The organism is Flavobacterium potami (genome assembly GCF_020026915.1).
In the GTDB taxonomy this organism is placed as follows: Bacteria; Bacteroidota; Bacteroidia; order Flavobacteriales; family Flavobacteriaceae; genus Flavobacterium; species Flavobacterium potami.
Genome location: NZ_JAINUY010000009.1, coordinates 55377 through 69191 on the forward strand (window position 1 = coordinate 55377; position 13815 = coordinate 69191).

Genomic DNA, 13815 nt, shown 5'->3' on the forward strand with positions numbered 1-13815 from the left:
TCATTTTTTAGAAAATTCTTTTCAATTCAATTCCGTTTAGAATCGTTTTACCCGTTTTTTGTTTGAAATCAACCTGAATTCCTTTGCCGTCTTTTACGAAAATCGTCGTTTTCAAATCAACCGCTTTTTCAGGTTCTAAATAATTATTATTTCCAAAGTTTTCCAGAAATAGTTGTCCGTTGATCAAAACATCAAAAACTCTAAAGGCTTTTTCTTCTTTCTGACCTTTCTCAGCTAAATTATATGCCAGTGCTTCTCTTGTATTTCCAGAAACCAACTCTGCAAAATAAAGAGTCAATTCATATTTTCCGTCGGGAACATCAAAATTAAAAGCTTCAATTCCTTCTCTTTGTGTTTGATAAATTGGATCATTTTCTGTTCCTTTTATCAACTTATTGGTTCCATACGGAATCTGAGGATTTCCACGCATTTTATACGCTTGTCCTCCAACATAACCCCAGCTTCCTTTTGCATAAACTTGTTCTGGAAGCCAATTTTGCTGTGTCAATTCTTCCGTAAATTGTCTTTGGTCGCCCAAACTGATTCTGATATTATCAAACGGATATTTTTCACTGTTTAAATTTGGTGCATAAAGTGTAAAATGAATTGATGCAAAATCTTTTACGCTTTCATTTGAAGTTGAAAAAGCTTCCACAATATTATTTCCATTTTTAAACGGAACTTTAAATATAGTGGAACCTTCTTTTGTTTTCTGACTTCCTAAACTTTGCCCATTTATTTTTAAAGTAACTTCATTTTCATTTGAAAAAACTTCTAAATCTTGATAAAAAGCCGATTCATTTTCTGAGCTCAAAACTCCGGAACGATTCGTCCAGTTTTTTGATCCAATGCTTACAATCGGTTTTTTCGACAATCTTGCTTGATAAAAATAATAGGCATCTTTTGGAATTCTGTCCCAGGAGACAATCCCTTTATTGTTCATGTGCGGCCAGCTTTCTGCGCGTCCTTCAGAATTGAATTCGACTAAATTCCAAATCGTTCCTCCGGCAACATAATCCAAATTTTCAATTGCATTCAGATAATGTTTATGATATAACATGGCATAATCCATCGTTTTATCAAACTTCTTCGGATTATCAGATCGCATTCTTCTATCGGCATCGGCGCCGAATTCGGTAATTACCATTGGTTTATCTGGCAGTACTTTGTGATGATTTTCAAGAAAAGTTTCCAAACCGCTGAATGTATCATTGTACCATCCGTGATACAAATTCCATCCTACAATCATCGGAATTTTGGTCAATCCTACCGAATTATACAAATCAAAAGCACCATGATTGGGCAACATTGTATAACGTGACGCATCTTCTTCGCGGGTTACATTTTCCAGTTTTTGTGCCAATGCAGCAACATTTTTATAATAGGTTTGTCTTTCGGCAGATTTTTCATCGTATCTCGGACGAAGCAGAACTTCGTTCATATATGCCCAGACAATTACGCTTGGATGATTAAAATTCTGGCGAATCATTTCACGCTGCATTTCGATACTGTTCTCTTCAAAAGCTTTGGTCTCAGTAATTCTGTTCACTTCGGGAGTTTCTACCATTGCTAAAAGCCCGATTCTATCGCAAGCTTCTAACACAGCTGGATCTTGTGGATAATGTGCCACTCGAACAAAATTTCCGCCCATATCTTTAATCAACTTCATGTCTTTTTCTGCCAAAACATCTGGCAAAGCATTGGCCAAATCTTTATAATCCTGATGGCGGTTTGCTCCTATTAATTTCATTGGTTTTCCATTTAATGAAAATCCTTTGTCAGCGGTAAAAGAGAACCATCTGAAACCAACTGGTGCAGCAAACAAATCCAATTGCTTTTTTGTTTTTTTATCTAAAATAACTGAAACCGCCTTATACAAATATGGATCCTCCGGCGACCATAATTTAGGATTCTGAATCGGTTTTGAGAGCTGTAAAAAGTCTGTTTTTGAATTGGGTTTCAATTTTAAATTAGAACTTAAAGTAAAGACCTCTATATTATTTTTATCCAATAATTTAGTAGATATAATTACCTCTTTTTCTGATTTAGAATTATTTTCAACAATACCTTTAAGTTTAAGTTTAGATGATGTTAATGAAACATCTGGTGTAGTAATAAATACTCCTTGAGAAGATCTATTTGTCATGTCAAAATGAACTTCGTTGGAAGCGATCAAATAAACGTCTCGATAAATGCCGCCGTAAAAAGTAAAATCGGCATCAAGAGGTGGAATATCTTCGTTGTAACTATTGTCTACTTTTACCACAATTTCATTTCCTTTTTCAGGATTTTCGAACTGAAGAAATTCTTTTACAGGAAAACTAAAAGCTGTATAACCACCAATATGTGAACCTACTTTTTTACCATTAATAAAGACTTCAGTAGTTTGATTTGCTCCTTCAAAATAAAGATAAACCGACTTGTTTTTCCAATTTGGATTTACATAAATTGTTTTTTTGTACCAACCTTCACCTCGGTAATATCCCCATTGATCATCCATGACATCAAATTTGTTCCAGCTATGCGGTAAATTGATCTCTTCCCATGCAATATTCTTGTTAGTTTCTAAATCTGTATGGTTTATTTTTCCCTTGTAGAACTGCCAATTGGAATTGATGGATTGTTTTATTTTCTCCTGACTAAATCCCGTCAGGAAACATAACACACTCAAAAACAATAAAAACTTTCTTTGCATCATTTCCTTTTAATTTTCTGGTTTTACCAATCTGCAATCAAACAATCCTCCTGCCGTATTTTCAGGATCTGCGGCAAACTGAATGGTTATTTTGCTTTTGTTTTTTAATAAATTCGACGGAATTTTATAGGTTTCATCATAAAATGAATTAGGCTTTTTCGCTTTCAAAACTTCCTTTGCAATCTCGACGTTATCTACTAAAATCCGAAACGATCTTTTGCCACCGTCACTTCCAAAATAAGTACAAATCAAATAGGCTTCAGGGCTATTTTTTGTATCCATTACAAAACTAAAATACCCTCCGTCACGTGCATCTCTCCAACGCATATTTTGAAATTCTCCAGTAAAAGTATTTTTGCCTTCAAATTGATGATCTCTTTCTGGCTGCATTTCACCAATTCTCAAATGATCTAAAGTTCTTGCTTCCAATGCTTCTTCATCTCGTCGTTGTTTCTCAAAAACCTCTTTTTGCACCTTCCATTCGTCCGTTGAAAATTTATCCCAATACACCATATAGCGATTGTCAACTATAGAATATAAAGGCTTTAAAGGTGTTTTTTGTTTATTCTCCAAGGTAAACTTTAGTTTGTTTGAATCATCGGTTTTTATCCAATTATTTATATCCAAATCATTGGTTACCAAAACGGGGATTTCTCTTGCTTTAAGTGCTTCTTTATCTAATTCTCCTGCTAAAACTAAAGGTCCGTAAAGCATTGCAACCTTATTTATATCATCCGGCATAGTTTCTTTATGAAGTTGCATTGGCATTGTATATTCGATAACATCACCTTTTTTAAGTTGATCCGAAAGCACAAAATAGCTTCCCTCATTTAAATGTCCTTTTACAGTTTTACCATTAATTTTTAACGATGCATTTGAAGTCCACGCTGGAACCCGAAAATAAATTTTGTTTTTAAAACTACCTTCTTCAATTGTAAAAGTTACTTTGTCACTTTCTGGAAAATTTCCGGTTTGTCTGATTTTCAATCCTTTTTCTTTCCAGTCTAGAACAGATGGAATAAAAAGATTGATATACAAATCGCCTTCGCTTCCTTTCGCATAAATCGCTTCTCCATATTTGGCGTGGTTTTCCATACCTGTTCCAGTGCAACACCAAAACGAATCATCAGGAGTTCCGAAAATCTTTTTTTCTCCCGATTTAAGAGGGAAATAGTATAAAACCATTCCCGTTTCAGGATTTAGTGAAGGCAAAATATGATTGTAAATCACACGTTCGTAATAATCCATAAATGAAGATGACGGATCTAATTTGTACAAATGCTCCGTCAATTTGAGCATATTATACGAATTGCAAGTTTCTGTAGTATTGGTACTTAATTGATTGGCCAATTTATCGCGTTCTCCAAAATGCTCATAATTGCTATTTCCTCCAATGACATACGAATGATGATTCGTAACTTCTTTCCAGAAAAAATCTGAAACCGTATGCATTTTCGGGTTTCCAGTTAATTCGTAATCTCTTGCCGTTCCAATTACTTTCGGAATCTGTGTATTGGCATGCAATCCAGCCAATTGATCTTTTTGGTTTTCCAGCGGAGTCAAAACTTTTTCGTGATAGAACCTTTGCGATAAATTCAAGTATTTTTTGTTTCCTGTAATAGCATAAACATTCGCTAAAGCTTCACTCATTCCGCCATGCTCGCAGTCCAACATTTTTTGGAATTGTTCTTTCGTCAAGTTTTTGAATTTTACATCAACCCAATCAGAGAAAGCAACGGCAATTTCTTTGGCTTTTTTGTTTCCTGTATACATGTAAGCATCAACCAAACCAGCCAAAACTTTGTGCTGCGTGTACCATGGCACCCAACCGCCATTTAAATCAAAACCTTGCGAACGAATGTTTCCAGCGGCAACTTCGTCGAAAATTTTGTCTCCGTCAGGAATGGCGCCAACATATCCTGTTCCTTTCTTTTTTTGACATTCTGCTAATTCATTAACTATATAATCGGCACGTTCTTTAAATCGTTGATCTCCAGTCGCGGCGTACATCAACGAAACTGCCGTAAGATAATGTCCAAGTGAATGGCCCGAAATTCCTCTTGCCTCCCAACCTCCGTAAATTTTGCCTTTCGGCGAAAGCCCAGCAAATTCCCTAAATCTCGAAAGCAGACGATCCGGTTCTAGCGCCAAAAGATGCTCGCCGTCTTTATCCATTGCATTTTTGAATTTACTGTCTAAAAGCCGAACTTCATTGAGCTGAAATAAATCGGCTTTGTATTTTACTTTATCTTTTACCGTAAATCCTTGCTGTGCTTGGATTCCGGTAGACAAAAGAATAATTCCCAAGGTTTTTAAAACATTGTTTTTCATATTTTAATAAAATAAATATCCTTTGAATTTTGAAATATCCGATGATAATTTTAAACCATAAATTGCTCCAGCAGAATGATTATCAGGAACTTTAAAAGTAATTTTTACGTTCTTTTTTCCTTTTAAGCTTTCTGGCAATTCAAAACTTTTCTCATAATATTGCAAAGGCACTTTTTCGCCTAAATCTTCTGTACTCAAAAGCTGATCATCGGCATAAATTGAAATTCCGTTTCCATTTGAAGCGCTTCCCCAAAAGGTTACGGTTAAAAATTGTTTTGAGGATTTTTCACTTGCTTTCATTTCATAAGAGAAACTTTCGTTTTTAGAAGCACTGCGTCCGTAACGATTATTCTCCCAAAAATGTCTTCCGTCTTTTTCTAAAATTCGGACAGAATTACCAGCTGTTAATTTATGCTTTTTCTCGTCTAATTCAGAAGAAACATCAATTTCATCGCTTACAATTTTCTGACGCTCAGCAATTTGTTCTTTTGAAAACATTTTCAAATAAACTGAATAACGTTGATGATGCATTTGATAAAACGGAATCAAAGTAATCTCATTTGGCTTTCCGTTTAAAATTCCGGCACCTTTGGTTTTGAATTCTAACTTTTTCCCGGAAACCGGAACAATCCAATTGTTAATATCAGCTTCAGAAGCCAATAATGACGGAATATCATTTTGTGGCGTTACCCAATTATTATAGTGCATGGCATAACTTACCAAATCGTTTCCTGGCATTTTGTCTTTTCCTAAAGCTGCCGCCATCACTAACGGACCGCGCATAATGGTAACAAGATTGGGTTCGTCTTTTGCTCTTTCAATCCAAAAATTTTGAGGCATTTCAATTTTGATCTTATCGCCTTTTTTCCAATTGTTTGAAAGTTCGATTGTTGCGCCCGGTTTTCCAGTAACAACAGCTTCTTTGTCATTGATCCAAACTTTGGCTTTTCCTGCCCAAGAAGGATAACGAACGATTAATTTATGTGAGAAAGATTTGTTTTCATTGATTTCCAAATTGATAATATCTTCCTCAGGAAAATTGGTTTTCAAACTGATTTCAAAACCTTTTTCTTCCCATTTCAAAGTAGTCGGAATAAATAAATTTAGGAATAAATCGTCATTATTATGAAAGAAAACCGATTCACCGTATTTCGCATGATTTTCCATTCCGGTTCCCACACAACACCAAACTTTTTCCAAATTATAACCATCACTGTACGATTTGAATCCACCTGGCATTAGCGAAGTATAATACGTTACACCACCAGAATCAGGATCTTGCGAAGCCAGAATATGATTGTAAAGTGCACGTTCGAAATAATCCAAATGCTTTAAGTCTCCTGAAACTTCAAAAGCTGTTCTGGCTGTTTTCAGCATATTGTAAGTTGCGCAGGTTTCATCAGATGTAAAACCTAAACCTTTTGTTTCGTCTCCTGGTTGTACGTAACGCTCGTAACGCCCGCTTCCGCCGATAACGTGATTATGGCTCGTGTACATTTGATCCAAGAAATTGAAAGTTGCGTCTTTGCTGACTTTATTTCCGTCAAGCTGATATTGTCTTGCTGTTCCTGCAAAAGTTGGAACCTGCATGTTTACGTGTCTTCCGTACAAAACATCATTTCCTAAAGCGGTGTTCAAAATCACTTTTTGATGATTGAATTTCATCGAAGCCAACATGTATTTTTTATCTCCTGTAAAAGCATATAAATCGGCCAAAACTTCATTCATACCACCATGTTCGATATCTAGCATATTATCAAATAAATCTGGATTTGCTTTTAAGGCAAAATCGGCAATTCTTGAACCTTCATTTTTTAATAATTCAAAAGCAATTTCGCTATTACAATAAATGTAACAATCGCGATAGGCTGCCAAATCTTTGTGAACAACGTACCAAAAATTCCCCATGCCGCCCCAAGGATAATTGGTTTCATCGCCTCCGTCTAACGTAATTTTTCCGTTTGCTAAATCATGCAGCGGATTGTCCCAATTTTTTCTTCCTAAAATATAATCCTGATCTGGGTTATTTTTATTGATAATATCGATTGATTCTTTTAAAGAAGCCATCATATAATCGACTCTTTTTTTGTATTCTAAATCTCCGGTTTGTGCATACATCAAGGCAATTCCGGAAATATAATGTGGCATCTCGCCCGGTCTAGTATTTTCAGGCTGATTGGATCCGGGATAATTTCCTAACAACGGGAGATTAGCTCTCTTACGATATCCATTTAACATGCGGTTGACATCCATACCTAAAAGGTATTTTTGATCCAACTTCATGGCATGATAAAACGGACTATTTTCTAATAATCTCGTATCGTGCAATGGAAAGTCTTTCCAGACTATTGGACCATTTTCTTTGACAATATATTTGTTTTTTTCTTGTGCCGAAATACTGAAAGCACCTGAAAGTAAAAGTGCTGTAATAAGGTTCTTTTTCATCAAAATTTATACTTTAATATATTTTGGGATTTGGATTTGTTTATGAAAATTTAAATGAGATTTAGTATGTCTCAGAACTTCAAATAAATTAAAATTAGCAGCAATTTATCCGTCTTATTTTCCCATTTTTTAGTCTTTTTGTGTCAAAACCAGTATTTTTAAAGGTATTTTAGCATTTGCAATTTTTATTACTTCATTCTTCCGAAAAACCGCATTATTCTTGACTTTTTTAATAAAAAATCAAACCTATTATTTGCTAAAAAAGCAATCAAAAAGTTTCAATGAACCATTTTTATAAAATTTGGATTGAAAAGGATTGAAAAAGAAAATCCGCAAGTCAAATCTTGCGGATTTTTTGTAAAAAAGTGATTTATTTTTTTAATTAAGAATGATTTTTTGAGTTGAAATCTTGCTACCTGTTTTGACTTTCAAAATATAAATTCCTTTTGGAAGATCATTTAAATCTAAATTGATGGTATTTTCAATTCCGTATGATTTGTCGTAAATCTGTTTGCCATTCATTCCATAAACCTGAACAACAATTTCTTCCTGCGGATTAGAAACCAAAACATTCACCAATCCTTTTGTTGGATTTGGAAAAACAGTTATTTGAATTTCACTGTTTTGAATTTCCACTTCATCAACAGCTAAAACTTCTTCTGCTTTTCCAGGTTTTCCTAAAACACCTTGCCCATTATCTAGTTTTACAAAACTCCATTGTTGTGAAGTCAATTCGTTAGAATCCCATTGTCCTAATTGAGCACCATTTGTCATATTAGAACCTGGAACTTCCAATGCTTTTCCGCTTTGACGGTTAATCATTTTAAAATAATTTCCAGAAACCGGAACAATACTCCATTGCTGATTGCTTGTATTCGCATAATCCTTTTGAGTTGCCAAAGCGCCGTTTGTAGTAGATAAACCAACAATTCCTATTGCTTTGTTAGAATGCAGAGCTGTGATTTTGTAATATCCTCCGGAAGTCAATTCCAACTGAAATTTCTGATTTGTTCCGCCCAAGTCATCCCATTGTGAAACCGCTGCATCGTTATTTTGAGAAACGCCTGCAATATCAATTACTTTTCCGCTGTTTCGGTTTACGATTTTGTAAATTCCTTTAGACACCGGAGTTGTGGCATCGCCAATTTTCTCAAAATTCCATTGTTGATTACTCGCATCTGCATAATCATTTTGTGTGACCAAACTTCCGTTTATAGTTCCAGCGCCGGTTACTTCTAAACATTTACCGCTGTGATTGTTAACCAATTTGAACGAACCATTACTTAAACTCACAATTCCCCATTGCTGATTGCCTCCATGCACATAATCCCATTGCCCAACCGATGCATCATTCGCAGTTGATGAACCTAAAACATCTACCGCTTTATTGCTGTGAACGGCATAAATCGCATACGTTCCATTGCCAAGTGATTCTACTCTGAATTTTTGGTTGGCTCCACCAACATAATCCCATTGACTAAACAAAGCTCCGTTATCATTTGAAACGCCATTCACATTTAGACTTTTACCAGAATGACGAGCGGTGATTTTGTAAATTCCTCCCGAAATAATATCAGAATCGTCGCCAGGTCTTGCTCCGTTGTATGAATTCAAAACATCAATTTTATCAATATTTACGCCATTTGTTGCTCCAATAATTTTGATCGTATTTGCTCCTTTTATCAAATCCAAAGGCGCTTCGATATAATTTTGAGAAAATGCAGTTGCCACTCCAGTATCCATAAATTCAACATTTCCGATATTGATGCCATTTAATTCCAGTGCCTGCAAAATTTTATTACCTGAATTTGCGTAGTAAATGCGAATCAATTTTTCGCCTTTATAATCTGAATTGACATTAAAAGTCACCGACGCAGTTGCTGATGTTAAGCCAGTTACATAATTGGTTCCGCTTGCACTTGCAGAAGTTGCAGTTGTTACTCCGCCAGCTAAAGTGGCACTTTCTGCCTCATAAGTTGTTACCGGAGTTGTCGGTACTTCTGTAATTACGATATCATCAATATTACACCATTTACTTGCATTTGTAGTTGCAACTGCGTGAAGTCCAACATTTACAGATGTATTTGTAGCTCCCGTTTTAATGTAAAGATATTTGTATGGAAAAGCCGTCAAGCCGTTTAAAACAGATGCATAAACATAATTTCCTCCGTAATTTTCAGCATAAAAACGAGCTTCTCTTCCTGCAGCGCTGTTGATTCGGCCTTCAATTTTATAGGTTGTATTTGGTTTTAAACCCGTTATAGTTTGATATAATTTAGCTTCGGCTGTATTAGAATCTGTAATTACAGTTCCTTTAAACAATCCTGTAGCTGCTAAACTTGCTTTTGTGGTTGCATTATATTGTTTTTCAGCCCAAATTGTGTTGCTGCTTCCTGCTGAATTCCAAATATTCCAATTGGTTAAATCGCCTTTTTCAAAATCATAATTGGCAGAAGAAATTTTGGCAATACTGGTTTCATTTTTAATGGTATAAGAACTTCCTGTTACGATGCCGCCATTTGAACGTAGGATTCGTTCTGCATTTCTTTGAAACTGCGCTGCCAAATCTGTAAACTTGCTGTCTCTCGGAAAATCTTTGTGCATATGTAATCCGTGTGCCGTATCGTTGATCCAGACTCCGGTTCCGTTTTTATAAATATGATCTACAAATTCCTGCGGAGTCCCCGCCATTCCTTTAATGATTCCCATCATTCCGCAAACATTGGCAGCAGTACAATCTCCGTCTCCACCCGCTAACGAACAGATTTTCAAGGTTTCCATATAATCATTTTGTCCGTACAGAATAGCTAAAAAACCTGTTCCGTGGTTCACATCGCTTAACAACATGATTTTATCATAACCAACGGCATAGAAATTACGATATTTCTCTGTCCACAATTCACGAACTGCTGCACGCCAATCGGTTGGGTATTTTTGATGAAGCGCCACAGCCACATCATACATACCACGAATCCAGCTGTTTCCGGGAACCACTTCCATCGATTTTTGGAGTACTACTCTGGCATCGGTTTCAAAATAAGCGATTGCGTGCGCAGCAGCCCAATATTGTCCCCAAGTTAATGCCTCACCTTGTCCTGACATACTGGAGAATTTCTCCACATATTCTGCTGCTTTATAAGGCATTCCAGGGAAATTTGCTCCCATCATTTCATGTTCGATGTAACATTCTGGAAGCCAGTGTCCGTTGTTTCCATTTTCTCTTTTCCCAAATAAAGGGGCAATCAAATTTTTGCTAGACAATAATCCTAAAGCATCTGCTGTTCCTCCGAAATCTCTCAAATCATGATCGATCCATTCTTTTCGAATATCCTGATACGCAACGGAAGGTCCGAACTTTTCTAAAATATGCTGATTGAAAACTTCAACATGCTGATCATCATCCGAATAAATCTTTCCATCCTCATAATTGGAGAAATAATTGAATTCGTCTTTGGTTGTTCCGCCAAGCGTTCCATTCAATAAAATAAACCAGCTGTCTGGAAGTCCTAAAAGTGGCTCGACTGGCTGTTTAACTGTTGCGCCAGCTTGATAAAATCCGTCGGGAGTATTATACACTTTTAAATATTCGTAGCCCGTTACCACTCCGCCGCAGCTTCCAATAAGCATGGCTAAAGTTTTGTCGTAATACTGTGCTTTTGTAATGGTTTTGGTTTGTGCCGAAATCAAATTGATGCTCAACAAAAAGGCAAACACTAACTGAAATCTGAAATTCGACTGTCTGTTTTCTTTTCGGAAAAGGTGGTTCTTTCCACAAAAAAGAAAAGACAGATTAAAAGGTAATCTTCTTTTCATAATGATTTTTGTTTGGGTTAATAGATTAGTAAATAGACTTCTAAGGTAAATTTTAACCCAAAAAACAAGTATTCGAAATGTCTCACAATCACGACTTTTCGTACCAAAACCATTAAATTCTTATTTCTTTAAAGATTTACTGAATTCATTAAAAAAATAGCAAATACTATTTTCAATTATTAGATTTTTTAGGATATAATAAAGCTTCGGAGAAGCGAAATATTTATAGTAAAAGATATTACGGCTAGAATTTAAAGCTCCAGAGGAGCGACATAAATTTAAATTGTAAAAATATGCCGCTCCTCTGGAGCTTCTTTCATTTGTATTATAAAAATTCTACAAATATTTTACCCCGCTGGGGTATTTGCTTATTAAAGATTTTAATCCCTATAAAAAAACCTCGTAAAATGAATTACGAGGTTCTTTAAAAAAAATTACCTTAAAACTTTGTCAAAGTTTTAAACTTTGACAAAGGGATCAGGATATTACAAAATTGAAATTATTTGACTAAAGGAAATGCGACGATTCTCAATTTGGTAAAACCAATCGGAACCAATGTGATCGTTTCTTGCACATTATTTACGTTTCCTTTATAAACACCGTCTCTACCAGAAACCGGCAAATAAGCTAAACCATTCACGGCTTTCCAATCCGGAATTTGTTTTGATTTTATAGAAAGTTCAATTGGTGCGTTGGCTAAATTCCATTTGAAATTTTCTTTCAAGCCCAATTGTTTTACCTGAACATTTTGCTCCAAGTTCTTAACTGCTTCTTCTAACAATCCGTAATTCCAGTTGGAATTTGAGTTTAATGTAAAATATTCACCTTCATTTTCTTCCGTTGCTTTTCCCCAAGTTTCATTCATTTTTAAAGCATAAACCAACGGACCTCTTTCAATTACTTTCGAATTATCTGCCCAAGAAGAAGCGGTTACTTTCATTGGCAATTTTAAAGTTACTTTGTCTTTATTGTTCCATTTTCTGTCTAAAGTCACGATTCCGTCTTTCGTTTTAAAATCCACTTTTTGATTGTTGATGAAAATCTCGGCATTCGTACACCAAACCGGAATTCTCAATTGAAATGGAAATTGAACTGCTTTTTTCATTTCCATCTGAAAATCAATATTTTCATTGAATGGATATTGTGTGTTTTCGGCAATTGTAATTTTTTGATTTTCAGCTCCAACCGTTGTAGAAAGCACATTTGGACTATAAACTAAAGCGGCAATTCCGTTATTTTTGTTTCGATACCATAAATGCTGTGTGAATTTTGTCCAGCCCTGATGCATATTCGCATAACAACAAGTATAACCACTTCTGGCACCTAAAACATTATTCATTTTTCTATCAAAAGGAAGAGAAAAAGCATAAACGCCACGTTGAATTTCGATTTGATTTGCCATTTGAAAATACTGTTTTTCATTGTAATTATCAGTTGTTTGAGATGGCATTGCATTGAAAGTCGCACGTTCCAGAGCATCCATATACGATGTTTCTCCCGTAATTCCGATAATATCCTCTAACGAATACATGGCTTCTACAATCGCGCAAAGTTCTGTTCCTTGCGTTGGTGCATTTCCATGTAAATCTTCATCGGCAGAGAAAATTCCGTTTGGCAGACCGTGAAGTGTCATTAAATCGTTAAAACCCGTTTTTAGGTTTTTCAGATAAGTAGAATCTCCTGTTCTTAAATAATTTTCTGCTGGTTCTTTTAGCGCCATTGCAACGTTTACGCCATGTCTGCGCATCCAATGTTCTCCGTTTGGATTTACCGCTGCCGCAATAACCCAATCTCTGTTTCCCAGCCATTTGCTCCATTCAAAAGATTGCGATTTGATTTTTTCGGCCAGATCTAAAAGTTTTTTGTCTTTATTGATTGTATAAAGCCATTGCACGATTTGAATATTTTCGCTTCCGCGTGAAGCCGACCAATCTGTCCATTTTCCAATTGGTGATTTGTCCAAAGTTTTGATTTGATAGTCAAAGAATTTGGTCATCAAATTCAAAACTCTTTGATCGTTTGTAGCGGTATAATATTGCTGCAATACTTTCAACATCACCATTTTTGGCCACCAGTCTTCTCCTTGCTCACTATTTTGAACATCAACTGTTTTTCCGGTTTCGCGCTCCCATTTTGTAATTGGTCCAAAATATCCTGAAGGGCGTTGATTCTCAATTGTCCAATTGATGTATTTCAGCACTTTTTCTTTTAAAACTTTATCATCAATCTGATAAGCCAACGGAACAGCTCCATCCAACCAATACGGTGTTTCTTCCCAGCCATCACCTTTTCCGCCAAGCCATCCATTGTCATTTTGAATTTTTTTATAAATCTCATCAATATGTCCAGTAGAATTATTAGCCATGACCAAAAGTTGCTCTTTTAACCAGCCCGAAGGTTTTATTTGTCCTAACGGAATTTCATCAAAAACTCTGTCTACATATTTTGGAGATTTTGTCTGCGCAGTAGAAATGGCAGAAAAACAGACAACTATCAAAAAAGGAACTATTTTATTTTTCATTTTTTTTCTT

At 35.6% G+C, this 13815-nt stretch carries 5 protein-coding genes; all 5 read right to left on the minus strand.

Annotated elements, in window-relative coordinates; genetic code table 11:
- Nucleotides 1–7: 7 nt before the first annotated feature.
- Nucleotides 8–2698: a glycoside hydrolase family 2 TIM barrel-domain containing protein gene (locus tag K6T82_RS22035; protein ID WP_223710758.1), complete on the minus strand. Its 2691-nt coding sequence runs from the start codon at nt 2696–2698 to the stop codon at nt 8–10.
- A 6-nt stretch (nt 2699–2704) separates the two neighbouring features.
- Nucleotides 2705–5026, minus strand: a complete 2322-nt coding sequence (locus K6T82_RS22040) for a glycoside hydrolase family 127 protein (protein ID WP_223710760.1) — start codon at nt 5024–5026, stop codon at nt 2705–2707.
- 3 nt (nt 5027–5029) lie between these two features.
- Complete coding sequence (locus K6T82_RS22045) at nt 5030–7471, minus strand: beta-L-arabinofuranosidase domain-containing protein (RefSeq protein ID WP_223710763.1); 2442 nt, start codon at nt 7469–7471, stop codon at nt 5030–5032.
- A 378-nt stretch (nt 7472–7849) separates the two neighbouring features.
- Nucleotides 7850–11284, minus strand: a complete 3435-nt coding sequence (locus K6T82_RS22050) for an RICIN domain-containing protein (protein ID WP_223710765.1) — start codon at nt 11282–11284, stop codon at nt 7850–7852.
- A gap of 499 nt (nt 11285–11783) precedes the next feature.
- A complete protein-coding gene (locus K6T82_RS22055) occupies nt 11784–13805 on the minus strand; it encodes a beta-L-arabinofuranosidase domain-containing protein (protein WP_223710768.1) in 2022 nt (673 codons plus the stop codon).
- Nucleotides 13806–13815: the final 10 nt, after the last annotated feature.

What these genes read in the sequence shown, in the direction of transcription:
- K6T82_RS22035 (WP_223710758.1), bottom strand. Translation starts at nt 2,698, where the DNA reads ATGATGCAAAGAAAGTTTTTATTGTTTTTGAGTGTGTTATGTTTCCTG.
- K6T82_RS22040 (WP_223710760.1), bottom strand. Translation starts at nt 5,026, where the DNA reads ATGAAAAACAATGTTTTAAAAACCTTGGGAATTATTCTTTTGTCTACC.
- K6T82_RS22045 (WP_223710763.1), bottom strand. Translation starts at nt 7,471, where the DNA reads ATGAAAAAGAACCTTATTACAGCACTTTTACTTTCAGGTGCTTTCAGT.
- K6T82_RS22050 (WP_223710765.1), bottom strand. Translation starts at nt 11,284, where the DNA reads ATGAAAAGAAGATTACCTTTTAATCTGTCTTTTCTTTTTTGTGGAAAG.
- K6T82_RS22055 (WP_223710768.1), bottom strand. Translation starts at nt 13,805, where the DNA reads ATGAAAAATAAAATAGTTCCTTTTTTGATAGTTGTCTGTTTTTCTGCC.